Raw genomic sequence first — 25719 nt, forward strand, 5'->3', positions numbered from 1 at the left:
ATGGGTCGCATATTAATATTGGCGCTGGTTATTCAGCTGGTATGCCCTTGGGCTGCATATGCACAAGATGCTCCTAATAATTCACCGACAAATCTGGATTTGTCATCGACAGACAGAAATGTTGCAGCATCAAGTGTATTGCCGTCAGCTGGACAGGCGACTATTAACTTAGGCGGAGTTACAAGAGCTGTGACGGCTGCAGACATGCTGACGGCAGCTGAGATGGTTGCTGTTCGCCAGGTATTCAACACAGGCAATCAGTATTTGCAATTAAATGACATGGGTGCAGCCGTGGGTGGCGGCATACACTTGCAATATTACGCTACAAACGGCTTGACCAACCTGGTAATTCCGGAAGGAGTACGAGCATCGCAAAACGCCGCCGTTTTACAAAGTCTCAACCTCACAGGAAATCTTACCAACTCCGGTACATTCAATATTTTCTCCAGCAACGCAGCAGTCACTTCCGCGACCGTCAACGCAGCAAATATTTACAACAATGTTGGAGCCACAATTTCATCCACACTAGCCACACTAAATCTCAACGCAGTCAACAATATAGTCAACGCCGGAACCATCAGCAGTGCCGGCGTTTTAAATATGACGGCAGGTAATTCAATTACCAACCTGGGCGTCATGCAAGCAATCAACAACTTATCGGCTCAAGCTGCAACCATGGTCAATACAGGTACGATGATGGCGCAGCTAGGCAACGTCAATGCCGTTACTTCAAACCTGGTCAATTCTGGTGTGATGCAAGCACTAGCCGGCAAACTGACTATTTCAAATCTTGCATCATCCAATGTTTTGATGATAGATGGTCTCAATGGCGTGTTTTCTGCGGCAAAAGAATTGTCGGTATTGAACAACATCACGACCTTCGATTCTGAAGGAAATTTGTTGTCTAAAGGTCGTTTGGGAGTTACTGGAGGCACGTTTACCGGGCAATCGGTAAACTTCTCCAGCCCAAGCGGCATCGTCGGCGTTGCCGCTGAAGAAATTAACGGCCCGCTAAACGTGGCCGGCGGATTTGCTGCTGTCGGCGTCGAGCGTGGCACTCTTCAAGTTAACGGCATGGCAATTACCGGTACCGACCCAATCTTTTCCAGTGGCGGCAATTTAGAACTCAACTTAGGCGGCATTCTACAAACGGCAATTGCCGGCGGGGCTTATGGTGGACTGGATTTTATTGCCCTTGCCGGAGGTAACATTAGCGCAACAAACAGTCAGGCCAATTCACTATCGAGTGCTGCCGGAACACCTAATGGAGGACATATTCTTCTGGCATCAGGAGTCGACTTCACAGTCAACAATCCTAATTGTTCCACTTGTACGGACCCGGGAGACTACACAATAAATGGTCCAAGCACCACAGGCGGTAATGTCAACCTTGCCAACAATGCATTCGAGACAAACAACAATAACATCGATGTAATAGCTTATGGCGGATCCACCAATAATGGATCAGTTGCCATAAACGGACTGAGAGCATACGGCGCCAATTCCAACGTATCAATTACTGCTGACTCAAGTGTCCAACTGGGCTCAGCCGCCTCATTTGCCGGCAACCAATTCACTATCAGCGCCGGTAGCAACATAACGCCCATCGGCACAATTACGGCAAACCAAGTGACAATTGAATCCACGGGCGGAAATGTCAATTTGCGCCAAGACATAACGGCAACAACCGACATATCGGTATCAGCTGCAGCAGGCGACATAACTCGTACCAACGGCACGCTTACCGCACCGACTATTGCCCTTGATGCAGCAGGCAACATCGGCACTGCACTGGCCAATGTTGTCGTAAATGCTCCAACACTTGGCGCTAATTCAGATGGAAATGTCTACATAACCAGCGTCAATCCCGGCATAACGCAGTTGTCCATATCTAGTGCCGGCTCGTCACATACATTCAGCGTGACATCAGTAGGCAGCCTTTTCCCAGGACTTATTACAGGCAATGACATTATTTTGACAACGACAGGTGCCAACAGTCGTATCATGAGCACCGGCAACATAACAGCCGGCTCCACACTTTCTTACTTCACCAACAATTTCGTTAATGGAGCATCTCAAAGTGCCGGTACTTCTATTACAGTAACTGGTGATAATTTATTTGTGACTGACGTAGGCAGTATGTTCGGCGGCGGCACCCTGACAGCACCAAGCATAAATTTCGTAGCAAACAATGGTTCACTTTCAGTCAATCAAGAGCAGCTCAGCGGTACGGTAAATGCATCAGCACCTGAAAATATTATTGTGCACGTAGACAATACTTCCGGCTTTACTCTGGGGACGATTTCCACCTCATACACCGTTAACAACGCTCCATTTGCCGGGATCACATATTATGCAGGCAACACATCAGCCGTTTTTAATTTCGGGGCTGTCATAGCGTTGAGCGAAGGAAGTAGCAGCCCGACAATTAACGCAACGCTCAACGGCTCGCAGGAGTTAATAAATACACTGGACGTTGACGGTCAATCATCAGGAAACATGCTGGTATTTGTAGCAGCGACAAATCTTGCAACTACTTCCGTAACCAACACAGGCAGTATTCTTCTGGACAACCCGTACAGCGCCGTCACTATAGATACTCTCACTGCCACAGATAATATTATCGTAGGGGCAGGAGGCACCATAACTACCACCGGCACAAGCACCATTTCCGCAACCAACGACTTCACGTTGAGAACTAACGGCAACAACCCGGATATAGTTATCGGAAACGGAATTACTGCAGGATCGAATATTGCTCTCAACTCACTAATAGATATCGAGCAAACAGGCGGCACACTGTCATCATCAGCACTCAGCTTGCAAGTTTATATGGGACATATTGGTACTTCTGCCGAGAATATTATCAGCGACGCTGCTTCGATAAATGCCAATGCGGAATTCGGCACAGATGTCTACATCAATGCCACCAATGCATCGGTGCAAATAGGCAAATCGAGCGCCGGCACAAACAGCGGTAACACCCTGCAAATCACATCCGGACAACACCTGAATATAATTGACAGTCTGAAGGCTAACACAATTAGTCTTCTCGGCGGCAACAACGGCAACATATACATCTCTGGAAATATTGTTGCCGGTCAATCACTTTCAATCGCTGCTCAAGGGTCGGGCGAAATTAATGCCGCTGCAACGGTTTCATTAACAGCTCCTGCAATATCACTAACCAGCGATACTGGTGGCATCGGCACGGGCACGGCCTTAACAATAGGATCGATGCAATCGGTTGCGGCCTTACAAATAGATCTGGATATCCAGTCCAACAGCAATGCTTCTATTTCCAATCAAAGCAATATGTTGCTGCAGCTGCAATCTTCATCAGTTGCCGGCACTTTCAACTTATCTTCTAATTACGAAATTGATGTTGTAGGTGACGTTGATGCTGACACTCTTGCCATATCCACAACCAACAGCATGGGCAATATAGTGCTGTCGGCTAACCTGACCGGCACAACATCAGTTAGTTTGACACCAGGTGGTGCCGGAGCTATCACTCAGACAAACGATAGTTATGTCATTACCGCTCCCACGGTTAACTTAATTACCCAAATAGGCAATATCGGCAGCATGAGTGATACCGGCACAAACATCCAGCGAATAAATGTTGATGCCGACAACTTAACTGCAAGGAATGAATCATTATTCGGCGGAGGATTCCAAGGCACCGGTTCGAACCCAGGGGGCGCTCGAGGCATTGTATTTGTGCACAGCGTCAACGCAGGTGCGACCAACATTAATGGGCTTAACGGATCTGTAGGTCAGGAGTTTAGTCTCATCGCTGATGGAGCGATTACCTTCACTAGTGGCTCGACCACTCAGGGCACGTTTTCGTTTTCGCAAGGCTTAACCAATCCGGCAATGGTCATTACCGCACCCTCAATTACTGTGCAGAGCGGTGCGTTAATTCAAAATACGAATAATGGTCAATCCGGTTCAATTCAAATCAATACAAATACTTTAGTCAATGATGGACAAATTCTAGGTGAAAGCATATACATCACTTCCCTTGGTGTGTCTGCCGGTACCAACAATCTCACTATCAGTGGTGATGGAAATCTATCCGTAGCCTTCTTGCCAGGCTTTGTTGACGAAGGATACATTCACTTCAACAGCAACGCAGTAGTATCCGTTAGCCAAGGCAGCATCAGTGGAATCGTTACAAACGGCACCGGATTTCAGATGTCTGTACCAACCTATACTGCATCGTCATTCAGCCTTACGGTCGATGGCGATACATTACACGTTGGCAGAATCGCCAGCAGCGGCGCTGTAAATATCACCAATCAGACAGGGGATATCGAAGTCGGCAACAACAACGATCAATTTGCTGGAGTTACCGGTACCAATATTACATTCACCGTAAATCGTGAAAGCAACGGCATTCGTAACGGCAGAATATTTCTCGCCCCGAATAGCGGCGTGAACGCTTCAGGAGCACTTGTCTTTAACACACCGGTCTTCAGCAACAACACCGGCGCCTTGCTCTACAATCCTTCGGGCGCTGGTTCCTTTTCCGGAAATACCAGCTACATAATAAATACTACGCTGACGCTTGACATAAATACTCCTAGTCCATCGCAATATAATGGCACATGGATTTTTCTATGGGGACTGCCTCAAGTGCATGGACAAACGTCAATCACCATTCAAAATACCGGTGGTGGTGATCTTCTCGTAAGTGGAATTGGTGGCATGTACACAGGAAGTACAACCGGAGCAGCAGTAAAGAGCGGCGATTACTCAGGGATTGGTACCGGCAATATCACAATGAGCGCACCGAACGGCAGCGTAGTTGCCAGCCAATCAGTCATTATGGGCAATGTAATTCTAACAGCTAAAACATCGCAAGATTCGTTCGGCAATGCAGGACTAGCCATGCTGGACGTAGGCATTCCCGGACTGTATACATTTAGCAATTACAACGAAACCGCATTTTTGAATAATACAAGCGGTTATGAGCCTTTGCTTAATCAAGTTACACCAGGAACACCTCAATATGGCACCTGGCATCCAAACACGGCAACAAACTCAATCAGAAGCATGAGCATAACTGCAGCAGGCACGCAAAGCTCGCAGAATTGGACATTTTCTACCTGGACTGGTACCACATATTACAAAGCTCCTGCTGCTCAAATCGTAAACGGCATGGTTATCTTGTCGTCTCTGTTCGATGGAGACCCAACTATTGTAGTCAACAGTGTAGCCTCAGGCAGCTACGTAGTAAACGGAAATCTAACAATAGGCACGCAAGGTCCACCGAACCCACAAAACGAACATTCACATCCAGCCAATACTCTAGTCGTGCACACAAGTTTACCCTTCCAAGTCAACGGCAACATGACCGTATCAAGCAACGGCAATGTTTATATCGACACAGGCAGCTACGGAGCCTTCAACATAGGCTCGGACAGTTTGTCCGCTAATTTATCAGTGACCGGCTCCAGTGCGGTTGCCTTTAACGGAACCGGCGCACTCATTTATGCAAGCTCCACACAGGATAGTGGATTCGTGCATGAGATATATGCGCCAAGAGGAATCATCAGCGCCAACGTCAGTGCCAGTTCAACGACCGGTAACTTCATCAATAATGGCTCTCAAATAGCAGGCGGACGTATAGATGCGTCATTTACAGGAACCGGAGCCGGTCGCATCTTCACCGGTCAACTAGTCACACTTGGCGGCAACAATCCACAAAACGGCAATATAACAGTTACAAACAGCACCAGTCCGTTGTCCGGAACTACCGACATTCAAATCGGATTTATTGATGCTTTCGGAAATGTAAGCATTAGAAATCAATACGGGGATATTTACATGGACGCCCAGACCATCCAGGCTGGTCACAATAATGATAACGCCAAATCAATTTCGCTAATTTCAGACAATGGCAGTATCGACATTACACTCAATTCAAATATTCTCGCTTCTGGTTTGGCCGGGTCTGACGGCACAATAACTATTCAATACAACGGCAATTTCAGTCTAACGAATCTATCTAGACTTGGTCAAAGCACAGATGCGCTAGTCACGATAACGGATCTCGATCTTAGCTCTGCTTCCGGCAATAGTTTCACAATGTCAAAATCCTACATCGCAAGCAGAAACATATCTATAAGCACTTCCGGAACAGCTCATTACTTAGTAGGCGCTGGAGTCGGCAACAACGGCGGCGGAGATGTGAACATCTATCACTATGGTGACTTAATATTCGAAGGCGGCGCCAGCTCCAACGGCAACAACGTCCTAATTTCTAATCGGGATGGCGATTTCATCATGGGCAATACGGTTGCAGGAACCGCTAATTCCAACGGCGGCACCGTAACTTTACGCAATCAAAACGGCAATATGCTGATTACCAGTGACTCTGAAATCTTAGGAAACAACGGTATCATAATTTCCAACATTGGTGGAGACCTGACAATCAACCATGGCGCCACAATCAATTCAATCCCACAAGGATCTTCGGAACTCATCAATATCTCCGTATCAAATAGTGGCGGCACAATTACCATAGATGCTCTGCCGGTTAACGCATCAGGCGGTCCCAACTTCTCTTATTCACCAAACTTCGGCAGTCTTGGTCAGCGTGGAGGAAACCTTCTAGCTTCAGGAACACTCACCATTACCAATGATGGCGACATAAATATAATCGGACCGGGAGCAGATGCAATTTGGGCACCACAAGGAATTTTCTTAATCAGCTCCAACGGATCCGTCAACGTATCACAATTCCAAATTTCCTCTCCCATAATTGGACAGTCTTACAATGCGTTCAACGTTACAACAACCGGGTCAGGGCTAACCATCGGGAGCGTCTATGCCAATCCAACCGGCACAGGCACCAATGGCTCAATCAGTTTAGTAGCGGGTACAGGCACATTGCAAGTACTGGCCAATTCTTCAGTTAGAGCCAACATCGGCAATTTACTCTTGCAAAACACTTCAGGCGGCTTCATAACTTTAGGACAAAATGCATTTTTGTCGGCCGTAGCTAACGCGACAGATAACGGCACAGTGAAAATAGTGAGCGGTCCGCTACCGACAAGCCCTATTGCCGGAAGCGCGCCTGCCAATGTGATTTCCGGAACAGCTAGTGGAGGTCAGATATACTTTGGTAGAAATAGATTCACAGCAAATGCTCCGGACAATTATGTGACCACAGCGGCAAGCACAGTGACTTTTGACGCTTCCGCCTCGGATATGATCACACTTGGCGGCAACGTAATTATCAATGGCACAACGGCAGGAGAACTGCCCTATCAACTAATTACCAGTCTTGATTTAGTCAATGATCCCAATGCAATACAGCTCTTACTCGACTTGCAAACAGCCGGAGTTATTGTCGGCAATCTACAATTGATCGGTTCGGATCTGGTAGGTGAAGCAACGCTGCTTCCATCAAATCTATCTTTATCCCTCAGTGCGCAATACATACCAAGCACCGTCACATTAACCATGCAGGATTTCCAATCAACCAATCCACTCAACATTAACATAACTGCATCAAGCACAACTACGCAGGCGTTGGTAGCCGGCACAATGGAATTTGTCGGTACTGGTCCTGCATCAAATGCTGTTCTAAATGTCAATTCAACGCAAGCCGGTCCTGTCCTTGTATTCCAAAGCGGCGGACTACTGACCAGCGACGGCACGCTGGCTCTTGGATCCAACGGTGACATCACATCGACAGGAGGACGGATCCAAACTCCTATTTTGACAGTGGCAAGCTCCGGAAACGTCACCCTAGTAAATGACGGCGACATAACGCTTAGATCATCCCAAATAGGAGGAACATTTACCTTATCCACAATCAGCAACGGCACAATTACAATCGACCTAAACGCTGTCGTTGTTGCCGGTGGTGATGTAAACCTGACAGCAACAGGGACAGGTTCTATTAACGCTCCATCATACTTCGATCCGGACACTTTTACAACCAGTTATGGGGGTTATGTCAAAGCAGGCGACACGGTAAATCTAACCACGGACACCGGAAATATCGGTGCCGATGATTGGGACTCACCAGTATGGTTTCAGGGTCCTAATGTCACAGTACATACGCAAGGAAGCGCTTGGATCAACAACTGCTGGCTCTGCCCGGACACACCAACTTATTTAGGCACATCCTCAGTCGGAGGCTCACTACATGTAATTGTCTGCTGTAACGGCAACTTAGAAATTGCTTCCGGAGCCACTGTCGAAGTCAATACGCTAGGCAACAGCACAGACTTCTATACATTCTATGCTGAAACAAACTACGGACAATTTATAGTTGGTCAAGGAGCCAACGTGCAAATTTACGGCACAGGCGCAAACCCTGCTAACGTTCTTGTGGAAACATACGGAGCCCCAATGGTTGTTCAAAACGGCGCTCATTTTCAAATCACCGGTGACGGCGTGATGACCTTGAATCTTGTTCCATACAACGGCTTTGAAAACGACGGCTTGATCAATTATGGTTTCATCGGCACGGAAGCAGGAGCCTCTAACGGCACCTATATAAACAATGAATACGGATACAGTGGCTTTGCCATAGGCGGCAACGGTTACTTTACAGGTGACGTGTATACAAATATGCAGGGAGGTAGTTACCAAAGCATTTATATCAACGCGATAAGCGGCTCAATTACGACAGCCGAAGACATCAACACGGAAAACATCTTCAATAATGCCAACGGTGGTAACGTAACACTAATTGCCAGCGGCGATATTACCGTTGGCGGCACAGGACTCGTCTCAACGCACGCAAGCGATCCAAACGGCAACGGTGGCAACGTTGTGCTAAGCACGACTTCAGGAACACTTTCAGTAGGCACAATTTCTACAATTGGCGGCTCCACAAGCGGGAATGGCGGCAATGTCACAATTTATTCCGGTACCGACTTAAATCTACTTGAGACAATCGAGACTTACGTTTCCGGTGGCACGAGCACAGCAGGCAATGTCACGATTACCTCCGGTGGCAATATTGGGCTCAGCAGCTTGGTTGACACAGATGCATGGTCCGGAGCAACCGGCGGACAAATCGTCATGACGGCTGCCGGCTCAATAAACACAGGCGATTTATATTCATATGGCGGCAGCGCCAATGGCGGCTCGATCATTTTAAAGGCCGGAACAGACATTACGACAGGACTACTTGATTCCGATGGTGAAAACGGCGTATCTGCCGGCGCAATATCACTCATTGCCGGCGGCAATTTGACCACTCAAGCGATATGGGCAACCAGCGGTACCGGTGATGCCGGAGCTGTTAGAGCTATTTCGGGCGGTAACATCTCACTTGGTTATATACACGCGCGCAGCGTTGATGGAGGCTCTGGCGGCGATGTAACAGCAGTAGCATCCGGTTCCCTGACGACTGGACAAATTGACTCTTATGCAAACACAGGCGCCACAGCCAGCGGTGGTACTGTGACCCTGGCGGCCGGCACGAGCATCAACACGGGCACCATCTTCACCCACAGTAGCGTCGGACTCGATGGTGGAAGCATCACCATCTCTGCAGGTACCTCTGTTACTACCAATGCATTAATTGCATATGCAGGCTCAGGTACAGGCGGCAGCATCACAATTGTATCCGGGTCTACCGTCTCGACCGATAACATCAACGCCAATGGAGGCGGACCTGGTGGTGAAATCAATATCTATGCCAAGCAAACTGTTACAACCGGATACTTATCGTCCGGAGGCGCTATTTCAGATGGAGCCTTAGGCGATGCCGGTGCAATAACCGTGATTGCCGGCGGAACCATAACAGCCGACAGCATAAGCGCCAAATCAGATAACGGCAATGGTGCATCAACAGTTTTGGTCAGCACCGGTGGAAACATAGCCATCACTGGAGGTTATAGCAATACCATCGACAATACATCTACAGGCAATGGATCACTTGGCGGATCGGTAGCTCTTGTTGCCGGTGGCACCGTAAGCGTAGTAGGTGGAATTCAAGTCCAATCAGCCAATGCCAATGGAGTGGGCGGCAACATCTTTATTTCATCAGGTGATACCAGCGGCAATTCAAGCGTTTCAACAGGCGCTATCAATACTAGTGCCGGCACAGGAGGCACAGCTGGAATTATCTTCCTAGGAGCAAATACAACAGGAACCAATGGTCAAGGTTCTTCAAGTTCAAGCTCCGGTGCGATTCGGTATAGCCTTTCAGGAACCGGTGCAGCATCGCCAACTACAAATCCATATCTGTTTTACGACTCAACAAACAACCCAAGCACGGTAATGGCTATTACCGGTTCTGGTTCAACCACGCTATCTGTCACAACTTCCAATATTACAATGCGCCCAGGTGTCTACACTACGGATATTGGTTCCTCGCAATCTGCTGTCATTTTCGTGGCAGTGGGAGGCGACAGTCGCACTATTGTACCGATTGTCTCCAGCGGTAATGTTAATCTACTCACTTTCGAAGCCAGCGCACCATACACAATAGGAAGCGGCTACAACATGGTTGTTGCTAGCGGCGGCACAACGGGAATTTCATTGACAGGCAATCTGAACTCGGACATAGAGGTGAAGTCATCAACTTTTGCAGCATTGAGCACGGGATCAATTAGTCAATCAGCCGGTGCAATTAATGCTACAGGCATTGCAAGGTTATTCGCTGTTGGAGGCGATGTTGGAGTCAGCGGCAATGGAATCCATTTTGACAGTCCAACATTGGCAACAGGCACCGTTGGTTCTGGGAATGCACTAGCATGGAAGTTCACAAGCGGTGCATTAACCGTGACTACAGGTACAGCAGGAGTCGCAACGGGAACTGGAAGATTGTTTGTCTTCAATGCAGATTCTATTGATGTTACCGGTGCGGCAGTTGCACAGATAACCGATTTTATTAGTTCTACAGGAAACTCCGACATTACCCTCCACCACGATGTTGTTGGTGTGACCCAGGTAGATATCGAAGCTAATGGAACAGGTAACATCAATCAACTTGCAGGTATGATAATCGGTGGCTCAGACGATATTATTCTTCGCTCAGACTCAGGTAATATTGGCACCAGCGCAAACGCAAGAATAAATACCATCGCCACTCGCGCTCTGGCGGCAGAAACGTCCGGTACCGGAACAGTATTCATTAGTCAGCTCGGCGGAACGATCCTTTTAGGCTCATCTTCAGGTGGAGATTTCGATCTGGCGATAACCGGTGGAGGTGCCACACAAATTGTCGGAGATATTACAGTAGCTGATGGCAACATGACAATAACAACGAGTTCAACCAATACGGCGCTCACTGTCGGTAGCGGCTTGACTACAAATCTCACGGTTCATGGTGGCAGCATAACAATTGAAAATGACAATACGGATTTAGGTACTATTGTTCTTGCTTCTAACCTAACTCTTCAAACAGCTACCGGCGGCAATGTAAACATAGTCATTGGCAGCGTGCCGTCCAATCCAGTAACAGGGACAACTCCAGATAACGTCAATGTGACTACATCCGGCGGCGGCTCAGTCTACTTTGGAACATATGGGGTCACAGCCAACGCCCCCACAAATAACATTGATGCTAACGGTGCCTCCGTGATTTTCAGTACGGGCAATTCCAATCTCCTAGCTCTCACTCTCGATGGCAATGTAACAATTAACGCTTCAAACACAGCCCCATTCACCGGACTTACCAGCCTTGACCTTACCGACCCGGCCACTGTTGCCCTTATTGTCCAACTACAAGGAGACAGTATTATCGGTGGCACCCTGCAGGTTAGCGGCGGCATTGCAGTCGGCGGCAACGTTATTCTGGCACCGACAGATCTTGCCGCAAGCATTACCGCCTATAACATCCCTCAAGATGTTACCTTAACCATGCAGGATTTTGCGCTCACTAATGTAGTGCATATCGACATAACTGGCTCGAGCACCACCAGCCAAGCATTACTGAGCGGCACTCATGAATTTGTCTGGACAGGAGTCACCGGCACGGGCTCGTTGAATATAACATCAACACAAGCCGGACCCGTGTTCGTTATAGCTAACACAGCGACACTGTCGAGTGCCGGCGCACTCAACGTCACGGCTGACGGTGATATTCAAATTGATGGCACTGTTTTAACTAACGGCAACATAGCCATAAACAGCACAGGCGGCAGTATAGCGGTATCAACTGTCGTATCGGCCGGCTTCTACAGTTCCATAAGTTTTACGGCTGCAGAAGATATCGGACTGACTTCTCTCACCACATATGGTGGCGGCAACTTTACTGCGTTGGCAGGCCGCGACATTTATCAAACGACAATTAACTCAGACATTAACACCACCGCAAACACCGGCACTGTCGTAGGTGGCAATATAACTCTAGCTGCCGGTGTCGCCTTCACTCTCACACCAAACACGCAATGTAGTGGCTGCAGTATCTTCAATATTACAGGCGCTAGCTCCACTGGCGGGGATATTGACGCTTCCACATTGAGTCTGACTACTAACCGTAGCGATATTAATTTGCAAGCCCATGCAGGCTCAGATCGAACAGGTACGATCGCCATTCAAAATCTTAAAACCGCAGGCGGAGAAGGTGGTGTGCAAGGCGGTGGTGATAGGCTTGACGCAGGTAACATTATCGCTTCCGCCAGCGGTTCGATCGTGACCGGAGACTTATTGGCCTACGGTGGCGGAGCCGGCGCTGCCGCAGGTGGCGGTGGTGACGGCGGTGCAGGCGGATATGTGAGCATAGCATCGACAAGCGGCGACATAACCATCGCCGGCATAATAAACGCTTTCGGTGGCGGCGGCGCCGGAGCAGCCGGCGGCGGCGGTGATGGTGGTGACGGCGGAGAAATTGGGCTTTACGCATATAACGGTTCCATCACCGTGGACAGCGGCATTAACACATCAGGTGGCGGAGGCGGTGCCAATCTTGGTGGCGGCGGCGATGGAGGTAGAGGTGGCAATATTACATTGTTTGCGACTAATTCCATCTCGATTGATGGACCGGTGTTAGCAGCTGGAGGCGGCAGCAAAGGCGCAATTGGCATCGGCGGCGGCGGTGGCAGCTTCGGCGGCGGTGGCGGTGCAGCGCCATCCATCTCCGCCGGCACGGTAACCAGTGCTGCGACCGGTGGAGGCACCTTCGGGGTGGGAGGAGCAGCAGCTAGTGGCGGTGGCGGCTGGTATGGTGGCGGCGCCGCGGGCAACTGGTGTTGCTATGGCGGCAGCGGTGGCAGCGGCACTGGCGGCGAGGGCGGCTCGAATGTCGCCGGCGGCAGTAATCCCGGCACTTTCGGTCATGGCGGCAGTGGCGCCGTGGACGGAGTTGGAAGCGCAGGCACGAATGCCGGTACCAGACCAGGCGGTGTCATCAGCTTGAACGGTTCATCCGTCACAGTCTCTCAAACAATCGGATCCGAATTTGGTTTCACTGATTCGCCGTTTGCCGGATATTCGATTTACGCAGGAAATTCGGGACAGGTATACATCAGCACACCCAATGTACTTTTGCAAGATGGTAATTTTGAATCAGGCAGCAGAGCATATTCGGCAAACCTGGGATCTTCTTCTTTCACAGTTGGCGGCAGCGGATCAGCCGGCAGCATAAATGCACAGGGTGGTATTTATATCAATCGAACCTCCGCCGGCACTGACATATCGTCAGGGACTTATGCTGCTGATAGTTCACCTGTAACAATATCGGAAAATGGTAGTCTTCAAGTCACAAACGGTCTTTCTGTAACCCCTGCAGAATGGCTGGCAGTAATTCAAACGCTAAATGGCGGTCAAACAATTACCCTAGATTCTAACGGAAACGCCGTTGGTGGTAGTCTCAATCTAGGAGTAGCGAATCTACCAGCAGGCGGATTTACCGAACTAATTCTGCCAGCCGGAATTACAGCGTACACGAACGCCGCCAGTATTCACTCAGTCAATTCTATTACCTTGAACACCAACCTGTCTTACGAAACTCTTACAGGTGATTTTACACTTATGGCACCGACAATCGTCGTAGCCAGTGGTGTGCAGGTAAGCCCTGCAGTCTATAGCTCCGGACTCACCATCATCACCAATAATCTTGTGAACAACGGTACGCTAACGTCCTCTTACTACACAATAATTGAGGCACTGGGAAATTGCAATTTAAACATTTCAGGTAATGGCACTCTCGAACAAACCCTCTCTGGAACTTCCTACTTCTACTTTTCGGCATACAAAGGACTCAATCAAAGCATCACCTTCAATGGCGATCAACTAATATCCTTCCCAGACAGCGCCAATGTCTCATACTATGCATACGGGACAGGCTCTTCTGTTAATTTCGGCGACAACACAACACAAACAATCGACGGCGACGCAAATGTTACATTCTTTACGCCTGGTGTGACCTTTGGTGCATCATCTCAATACAATGTTACTGGCTCTGGAACAGTTGATTTCTACGCAACTCAATCCATTACTTTAGCAGACAATTCCAATGCAACGCTGTCGGTCGGCGGCGGCAACATAAATTTCACAGCCACGTACGCAGACATTGCCTTCAATACATCAGGCTCTGCCGGTCCATCAACTCTGTATTTATATGGAGCTCCTGTGAACATCTCAGTTGGAGGTACTGCTTCAATTGACGGGGTTACCATAGCCACGGACAATTCCCTCACATTCTCTTCCAACAATGTCAATCTCATAATCACAGGCACCGGCTCATTGGCAGCCGATCTGGGAGTTGCCTTTAACAGCACCATCGGCGCAGTTACCGTCTCCCAAGAAAGTATTACCGGCACAGTATCTGGTGCCGCCGGCAGCGGCGACTTTAATTTGACAGTCAACACAGGCGATCTAACCCTGGGCAACATCAGCACCACTAACGGTTCAATTGCAATTCTTTTAGGAGCAACAGGTGGAGCATTATCAACCGTACCCGGTGCTCAGATACATGCCAATCTCGGAAATCTCTCTCTGGAAAACGATAACACCAGCACTGGAACAATATTCATCGGAGCAAACTCAGTACTTAGCGCCTACAGCAACAGCGGCAATACCATTGGCAATGTCTACATCACGATTGGAACAGTACCGTCCAACCCGGATGCAGGAACAGCTCCATCGAATGTAGTCATCAATACACCAAATGGCGGCAGCGTCTATTTTGGCGACAGCCCATCCTCGACTATCACGGCCAATGCACCAACAAACACTCTTACGGCCAACGACTCCTCCATCCTGTTCAATACCGGAACGGCCTCATCAAACGCGATAACACTGGATGGTAATGTAACAATCAATGCATCCAATGCAACTCTGTTAAACAGTCTGGATCTAACAGATCCTACGGTAACCGCCCTGATTATTTCACTACAAGGAAGCATGGAGTTGGGTGGCACCCTAGTAGTAGACGGCAACGGTGTGGCCACAGGCGGCAATGTTATTATAGCCCCATCAAATCTTTCAGCAACGCTTACCGGTTACAACATCCCGGCAAACGTAACCGTGACCATGGAAGATTTCACGTTGTCCGATTCTGTATCCATAGATATTACCGGAACAAGCAACACACTATACGCTCGATTGGCAGGAACTCACGAGTTTATTGGTTCGGTTAATCCGTCAGGAGCGGTGTTAAACATCACCTCCGACCAAGCAGGCCCGATATTCTACATCTACAGCACCGGGCTACTAAGCAGTGACGGTTCAATAGACATTACCGCCAACGGCAATATTGCTGCCGCTAACAACGGCTACATAACTGCCGATGTTGTTACACTTACCACCACCAACAATGCCAGTATTGGAGTCGAGGGTACCGTACGCGTTCAACCATTCACATCCGGCGGTCCAACAAATTTAACCATAACTTCTGACGGCAGTTCTTACGTGTCACACTTAGGTGACGTCAATTTGCAAGCATCGTCTGCTGTTGGTGTATTTTCACTTGTTACAACCGGAGGCGGGAATATAAACCTATCAGGAACCGGAGTTAGCGCCGCTGCTATAACAATGTCCGCCGGCGGCTCGGGCAGCATCTTGGATACAACTTTGAACGCAGAGTTGGTGGCGACAGCCAACATAACCCTATCAGCCGGTACAGATGTAATTGTTAATGGCATGGTCAACAGCTTTGGTGGCACCGGTTATGTTTCAGGCAATCAAAGCGCAGGCGATATTTCCATTACGGCCGGTCACGATATTTTGCTTGCAGGTGGTATTTTTGCCTCAGGCAATGCAGATATTGGTGATGGTGGCAATGTAACTCTTTCCGCAGGGCACAATGTTTCAGTTAACCCCGGCGGCTCTTTCCCAGAGGCAATTACTACCTCAAGCTATTATGGACACGCAGGCAATGTTAGTATCACAAGCAGCACCGGCTCAATTAGCTTGGGTTCATGGATAGATGCTTCATCTTATTACGGACAAATGGGCGGCGCCGTAACACTGTCAGCCGGAACGACTCTTACCACTGATGGCATTTACACCAATGCCACTGAAATTGCAGGCGGCGCCATAACTCTCACTGCCGGAGACTCAATCGTTGCAGGATGGTTGGGTTCTGTTTGCGATTATGGAGTAGCCGGCGGTATTACTCTGACAGCCGGAACAACCATTGAAACCCTGGCACTTGATGCTCGCGCTGAGCTCGGAAAAGCAGCCGGCAGCATAACTGCAATTGCCGGACAAAGCATTGACACGGAGGAAATTTACGCTTACACCTTAGGCTCATCGGATGGTCATGGAGGTTCGGTCACTTTTATGGCCGGCACAACAATATCCACCGGCTTCATCAGGGCCTCTTCCAGCGCAGGCGTCAGCGGCGGCAATGTCAGCATGACTGCAGGACAATCAATAGACACCGGCTACATAGAAGCCAACAGCAACAGCGGCTACGGAGGCTTTGTCTCCTTGCTTGCAGGCACAACAATTACAACCAGCACAATTGATACTTCTACCGGCGCAACCGGCATGTCCGGTGGCACCGTCACACTCGGCGCGGTTGAGGCAATTGCCACCTCGGATATCACCACCAGCGGTGGTCTGGTCAGCAGCGGTTCTGTTCATGTCTTCACCGGCAACAATTCAAATGCAGCGACAATTCTCCTGGGCGAAATTAACGCTTCCGGAGCAAATGGCGGCTTAGTACAAATTATCAACTCAGCAGCCAACACAAGCAGCACAAATCTTACGGTCGGCAATATTTCAACTTACACCACAGGTACTAATCACGGTGGCGGATCGGTTTCACTAGTCTCATCGGGAGCAATCAGTGCCGGTGACATTGCAACAGATGCCGGCGCCTCAAATCCTTATGCCGGAGGCGTATTCGTTTCCAGCGGAGGAACCGGCTCTACTGCCATTAACGTCGGCAACATCAGCACTACTGCACCATCAGGAGTAGCAGGAGCGGTAATTCTTTTGAGTTCTCAAACATCATCTTCTGCCCTCAATCCTACCAATATTACATACGCAAGCATTGATGCGTCCGGTGACACCAACGGCGACACACTAGTGTACGGGCTATATGGCGCATCTGCTACCCTGCCATCAAACTTAGATATAACACCTACCACCAACATCAACATACGCCCAGGAGGTTATGCCACCATAGCCGGCTCTGCGACTGTTCCTCTGCAACTGACGATAGTTGGTGGCGGCTATCCTAACATGTTGGTACCAATTAACATTGGCGTATCGGATGTTAACGGTAATTCCTTATATCTAGACTCAGTCAGTACAAACGAAAACGTTGGATTTGTGTTAAGCGGCAATGCAACACTACCAAGCACTTTAGCAGTTTCAGCAAATCTAAGCATATTGGCACTCGGCACAATAAGCACGCAAGGACCATTGGCCATTTCAAGTCCGGCCAGTATGACACTTGTCGCCAGACAAGGTCTATCAGTCAGCGCGCCCTACAGTGTATATCTGCACGCCGGACAGACAATTACAACGATGGGCGTTGTTTCAACATCGTCAAGCGCAGCCGGCGTTAACGCCGGCAATATCATCATGCGCGCAGGCGAAGTTATCGCGCAAGACATAAGAGCAATTGGGGCCAACTGCTCAGGCAGTTGCGGTAGCGGCGGCGATGTTGTCGTCAATGGCGGACGAATTAATATTGGCCTCATTGATGTCACAGGAGGATCAGGTCTATCACAAGGCTCCGTGACAGGTAATGCCGGTTCGGTCCTGATTTCTGCCATTTATGGCATAACAGGCGACATATCCATTAACTCTATTACTGCAAAAGGCGGCATCGCATATGGACATGATCCTGGAGCATTTGGCGGCAACGTAACAGTAAATGCCGGATTATCACCTTTACTGGTAAATTACATCAACACTAGTGGTGGCATCTCATATGGACATGGGCTAGGCGGAGACGGAGGAAACATCAACATAATTGCCCAGTCAATAATTGCTCCTTCGCTGGTTGCTTCCGGTGGGACAACATATGGGCACGCCAACGGCGGCAATTCAGGCAGCATTGACTTGATTGCAGCATCAAGTATCAATGTCGGGACTATGGCAGCCGGCGGTGGCGGCAGCTGGGGATTTGGGCTAGGAGGTAACGGTGGCAACACGCTTGTTTGGAGCGACGACTCCGTCACTTTCGGCACCATTGACACTACAGGCGGATTCAATGTTCTCACTCCCGGACAAGGTGGCAACGTAACACTACTGGCCAATCAATCAATAACAGGCGTCGGTATTGCTGCTGCCGGCGGCACCGAACTAGCGGCACCCACAGGCAAGGGTACAGGCGGCAATGTATTGCTCGCTTCGCTTAATGGTTCAATTGTTCTCACTGACAGCATTCTTACATCCGGCTCATTCAACACTTCCTCTGCAATTGGCGGTTCTGTAAGCGCAGCAGCCTCAGGTTCTATCAGCATCAATGGTATTACCAGCAACAGCCTGCAGGGTTATGCAGGCAATATCTTTGTTTCATCCGGTGAATCCGTCGACCCAGTCGTATCCGTCGGCACTCTGGATGTCAGCTCCGGCATAGCTGCAGGCAATGGACAAATTTTCCTCGGCGCTAATGTGGCCGGCACTGACGGAGCTTCAAGCACATCCACCTCATCCATTGTTTTTGAATTGGCAAGCGCATTTACTACTGCCGCCACTCCGGACGCATACTTGTTCTACGCCAACGGCGGGCACCCAAGCGAAATTACAACTTCAACCACTATTGAAGTCACGACATCCAATGTCAACATTTTTCCCGGCGTTTACACATCAGATATCGGATCATTCAGCACGCCGGTGACAATAACTCTTGATGTTGGCGGCGACAGTCGCACAATAGTGCCCATAATCACCACAGGCGACATGTATCTAAGCGGCTTCAGCGCCGACAACACCGTTGGCGGCTCACTCAGCTATCAGAACAATGGCTACTCAACATTGCTTGCCTCCAGCGGACCTCAAGGGATTGTTGGAACCGGAGCATTTACCGCCGCAGCTCAGAACCCCGGCTCCGGGGGCAGCTACTACTTGAGCGCATTTGGCGGCGGCACAATTCAATTCACCACAATCACAACGGACGCCAATGACATCGGCAATGGTGGCAACGTTGTCATGCTTGCCGACAATGCGGTTATTGGTACATCACTAACGGCAGTTGGCGGTTCCACTTCCGGCAATGGCGGCAATGTCCGTATTTCAGCTTATGGAGACTACATACAACTCAACAGCTATATTGATACCAGTGCAGTAGGAGACTCAGGACGCGGTGGGGCAATATCATTGTCTGCCAACACTTCCATTCAGGGTACATCGTTAAATGCAATTGGCGGCACGGATGCAGGCGGAGGCGGAGACATTTCAGCTATCACTACAAGCATGGGTGTTGTTTTCTCCAGCTTTATAGATTCTTCCTCCGGTTCTGCCTTTTCGCAAGCATCTACCGCCACAGGTAATGCCGGCTCCATCACACTAAGCAGCGCCAGCAACGGCGTCATATATGACTCTTTACGAGCTACAGGCAGCAGAGCTTCCGGAAACGGCGGAAATATCCTTATCAACGCCGGCGATGCATTTGTTGGAGTGTCGTTTGTTGACAGTTCCGCATGCGATCAGTGCGTAGTCGGTGATGACAATACCGGTAAGGCAGGAAACATTACAGTTGTGGCAACCGCGCTTATTACGGGTTCGCCATCCATTAGGGCAGACGGCGGAATGGAAGGTGGCACGGGTGGCACTGTCACCCTGGTAACAGATTCAAACGTTGATGTCTCATTCGTTAGTGCATCTGCGCAAATCCCAACAGCAACATCAGGATCAGGTAATGCCGGTTCCATCACTGTGCTTGCCAAAGATTCCATAAACGGTACCTCTTTCAGAACACAAGGCGGCGTGACATCGGGTAACGGTGGTCCGATAAGCCTGATTTCTAGAAATGACAGCATTAATGCCACTTCGTTTATAGACTCCCAAGCCATGGGTGTTGGCGATGGAGGCGACATTATCATCCAGGCACAAAATTACATAACACTGGATTCCTTCGTTCGCAGCAATTCCTTTGGCTCAACCGGTAGTGCCGGTGATATTCAGCTAGCCTCACGCAATAGCACCATTGAAACCGGTGATATAGTTGCCAATGCGGTGACTGCGGGCAATGGCGGGACCATTTCCATTACGGCATTATCGAATATTACGACAGGCGCAATCTACTCATACGGTGGCAGTACATCAGGCAATGGTGCATCCATTACCCTGCTATCAAGCGACACTGCCGGTGTAATAAACACACTTGAGATTAACGCAGGCGCCACGGTAGGCAGTGGCGGCAACGTGTCCTTGCAGTCCGGATACGATGTAAATGTCGATGGCTATATCAGTACGGCAGGCGGTATTAACGGTGGCAATATTGAGGCTGTTACGCTTTTCAATAATCTTGCAATAGACTCATTTGTCAGCTCCAGATCGCGGACAGACGGCAATGGTGGAAATATCACAATACGAGCTCCCGGTGGAACGGTTGCCGTCTATGGATCAGCCACCATCTCAGACGGACACAACTCAGTAATCTCAGCCTCCGGTGCCGGTTCCGGCCATGGTGGAAATATAGTTATGGAATTTAATTCCAATGATTCATTTGATATCGGCAGTGGACTTTCAAACAGCAACGGTGTCGGAGGCAACATCTCTGCTTTTGCCGACAGCGGCAATGGCGGCAGTTTCTCTGTTGTGGCAGATGACGACACTGATCTTTATATCAACCTAAATAACACGATAAATGTATCATCAAACTCCGGAACACAAGGAACTATCAATCTTAACTATCAACAGCCAGGCATTGACCTGACTCCTGATCCAACCAGCTATGTTTATGTCGTTGGCAATTCCTCAAGCGAACTTTTAGGTACCACTTATGCTGAAGGTGTGGGCATAGACATTAACCTATCCAAGTCCAACACAACCCTAACCATCGGCACGCTTAGCGCTACGGGAAGCAATGTCACGATAACTGCCAACACAGGCAACTCAAGCGTTGTTCTTTTAAACACATCTACAATAACATCCGACTTAGGCAATATTACCGTTAACACTACAAACATCACAATTGATGGCGACATGTCAGCTGCCCTGGGCTCTATCACCATACAAAGTTCCGGAGACTTACATGTGAGCGGCAGTGGCAGCCTGGAAGCCAGTAACAGCGTTTACTCAAACTCTTTCAACACCTACTCTCCTACCGGTGTCATTCGATTTGAGGATGGAACTTCACTAACACAAGTCGGTCAAGGTACAACACTGGTACTTGCACCATTTATAGAATTTGGTGCCGATGTCGTATTTTCAAATGATTATACCGGTAACAGCCTGGGTTATATATTCGGTCGTGGCTCGTCTCCCATAGTAGTCACCTTAACGTCCAATTCCACGGTCACTTTTAATACGTCGGACTCCGGACTAATTCAGTTTGATAGTGTTGCCGGATCGCTCACTTTCAATGCTTCAGGCACTGGCAATGCACAATTGACAACAACTGGAACAACAGGAATAAATATCTGGTCTTCCGAAAACGACCTGACTATTAATCAGCATGTGACAATCAACAGTGGTGGCACGCTCTCTGTTTATACTTTGGATGGACCGACCGATCAAATTATCAATCATGGGTCATTAATAGGTGCCGGCCAGATAAATATTTCAGGAGAGGGCAATTTGAACCTCGTCAGTGACGGCACTGTTCAAGCGTCAACAATTGCTTTAACGGCTTTTACGGGAGATTTTTCAACCGCGTCCATTAATGCAACCGTGACAAGCCTTACAGGCACCGTGACGGCAACAGCAAATAATACGATCAATCTAACGGCTTCTTCACCACTAACTTTAGGACTTATCGAATCTGCTAATGGTTCAACAACAATTGTCGCCGACGGCGACATTCACGTTACAAATAACATTCAAGTTACCGAAGGCAACCTCATACTGCAAGATCTAAACACAGTCGATGGATTCATTGATATAGACAGCGGCGTCACAATATCTGCAACCACTACAGGTAACACTCTGGGCCGTGTTTATATCTTCATCGGCACCTCACTGCCGAGCGGCACCAACAGTACAGCTCCCGGCAACGTGGTTGTTTCCAATACCAATGGTGGCACTACATATTTTGGAGCCAATAGCATCACAGCGTCAGCTCCGGATAATCATGTAAATTCAAACGGCAGTGTCGTTATTTTCGACACAGGTTCCCTGTCAGCCAACTCAATATCATTAGGCGGCAATGTCACAATCAACGGAACATCACAACCTCCGGTTGATGGGCCGATTTACAGCCTTGACTTCACCGATCCAAATCTCACCGCTCTAATCATCCAACTGCAAGGAGAAAGTCTAATTGGCGGCACATTGCAGGTCGATGCACAAGGCGTTGCAACAGGCGGCAACGCCATCATCGGCTCCAACATGCTGTCCAGCACACTCACCGGAACCAATATTCCAACCGGTGTAACTGTTACCTTTGACGGTTTTACAGCCTCAAACCCATTGAATATCAACGTCAGCGGTTCCAGTCTCTCTCCAATAGCCACAATATCCGGCACTGCTCAATTTATCACATCAGGTTCTCCATCCGGTGGTCTAATTAACATAGCCTCGGATCAAGCTTCCGAAAACGGCCGCCCTGCATTCCTTCTAACTGGTACAGGTCAACTAATCAGTGACGGTAGTTTGTCACTTTCGGCATCCGGAACGATGACTCTTGCAGGTACAGTATCCGCTGAGACAAACTTGACACTAGCCACTACAGCCAACAACGGCAATATCAACATTACAGGTCCAGTTTCTGCTACTAATGCGGTCAGTCTATCGGTCAACGGCAACGGTAAAGTCACAGGCACTGTTGATTCACCAGCATTAAGTTTCGCATCCTCAATGGGTAATCTTGGTTCTTCCACCGGCAGTCGTTTCAATAGTAATGCGCAATCTATATCCGTAAATACAGGTGGCGATGCATTTATCGGTAATACCAGCACCGGCACTTTGACACTAGGCGCTACATCGGTTCGCAATCTAGACTTAACCAACAACCACGCTGTTACATTGTCTTCCACTCTACAAGCCAGCCAAAGCGCTTCAATTTTAGTCACCGGCAATAACGGCGGGGTTACACTCAACGGTAACTTCACCGCACCCAATTGGGTGGACATGGTAGCTAATGGTACCGGTGACATCGTGCAAAATGCCGGCACTATTAGAACTTCAAGTGTCTACCTCAAATCAGGCTCCGGCAACATCGGCTCTTCCGGTTCACCCATTCAAACTAGTGCTTTCTATACAACCTTCATTACCTCCGGCGGTGAAGTTCATCTCAACTCCTCCAACTCTATCCGCGTACACAACCCATCTTCAGGCTCGGTCATCGATATTACTTCCAATGGTCAAGTTGAAGTTGCTCAACCGATAACATCTTCAAGCAGCGTTACCTTCCACGGCGCAGGGACAATTATTCTTTCCGCCAACATCACTGCTACATCATTCACCTCCCTTTACGGCAATGGTCACGGCAATATCCTCAACAACGGCGGCTCAATAATTACACCTGTTCTGACGACATCAACAGGCAGCGGTAACATCGGCAGCAACACGACAGCTATTGATACGACTGCCACCACAATTACATCAACCAACCAGGGCGGCAACAACACCAACATCACCGGAGGCGGCAGTCAAACAACTGTTATCACCGGCATAACTGCTGCCTCTGTCAATGTAACATCCGATGGCAGTCTCAATGTAGGTAATGTTCAATCCACTTATGGTTCGATTCAACTGACAGGCTCCGGCACAATTACCGTCACCGAAGGCTCAACTGTTCATGCCAATGAAGGCGATATCACAATCCACAACAACAATGAAACAGGCACCATCAACCTCGAGCAAAATTCCACCGTCGAAGCATACACAAATAACGGTAGCAGCGGTCTGGGCAATGTCACCATCACCGTCGGTAACTCTATCGGCACATCAGGTACGACAGGCGCCAACGTCACGACTAATATTCAAGGCGGTGGTCAGATTATCATAGGCAACAATGGCTTCACCGCTGATGCTCCAACCAACACCATTAATGCAATAGGCGCCAATGTCACTATTGATGCCGGCGCTTCCGGCACAATCAACCTCGGCGGCAATGTCACAATTACAGCTGACCCACCAGTTGTACCGACTCCATCGAGTCAGCCAGTCGTGGCAATTTCCAACACCTCACCAATAATTGTTGCCTCTCCATCATCATCTGTTAAAGTTGCTCTTGCTCCGTCTACCAACTCAACCTCGGCTAGCACGACGGCCACAACGGCTCAACCATTGACTGTGACAGCCCTTGCCAACATCACTCCATTACTCACAATCAACACTGCCATAGTGGCTTCACCCCCCGTGCCGCAGCTGCTCACAACGACTCCGCATGTTCCTTCAGCATCCATGGTCATCAACAACTTCAACTCGACGCAAGTTAATCTCATTGACCCGAGCGCAGTCACACCGAGTGCACCACCCAGCAATTCTGACAATCAACCATCTACTCAATCAACATCTAACAACTCCGACGAGAAAGCTTATTTACCAATAGCATTTACAACATCGGCGCCATCAAGCCCGGCGATGAGCAACACTGCATATGAGCTACAACAAGCTGACCTCGGCTCTTGCCAGGTAAGACATGCAGGCAACGCTAATGTTTCATATGCCGCCGGACATGTCGATCTTCACTCTGGTGAAGTTCTTATCCACAGCCCGCAAGCGACAACTGTTAAAGCCGGTGATTACACCATCTCAATTGAGTCTGGTTCAGTAGCGCTCGTAAGCCGCGACAACCATGTCGTCAAGGTTCGTGCCTTGCATGAAACTCACACCAACGCCATCGTCATCAAAGCCGGCAATAATTCCATCAAGCTCAACATCGGACAAGAAGTAATGCTGGCAGCCAATTCGACGCACCTGCAAGTTGCCGCCCAAGCTGATAGTCTTGGACGTCGCCACGTGATTAATGCCGACCTGTCGAATGGGCACGCCATGTCGCGTTCGGAATTCTCGCATATGGGTCTTATTGAACAATCGCCTGTTTTAACCAAGCTCATCCAATCCAAGTCTCCCACCGATAAGCAGCTTGCGGGCAAGTTAATCAAGACGGCTGCCTGTTTAATGACCGTAACCGGGGCTCACGGAGCCTTTACCGGCAAGTAAGTTCGTGACTAATGTTGGCGGAGCCAATACTGGAAAGTATTTGCGACCCAAGTGGGGAGC

Annotated in this window: 1 protein-coding gene; it reads left to right on the forward strand. The window is 49.1% G+C overall.

Annotation, left to right across the window (positions count from 1 at the left end; translation table 11 throughout):
• Positions 1 to 25659: a hypothetical protein gene (locus K2Y22_09740; GenBank protein MBX9878725.1), complete on the forward strand. Its 25659-nt coding sequence runs from the start codon at positions 1 to 3 to the stop codon at positions 25657 to 25659.
• Positions 25660 to 25719 lie beyond the last annotated feature (60 nt).

The sequence above is a fragment of the Candidatus Obscuribacterales bacterium genome, from assembly GCA_019744775.1.
Classification (GTDB): Bacteria; Cyanobacteriota; Vampirovibrionia; order Obscuribacterales; family Obscuribacteraceae; genus SBAT01.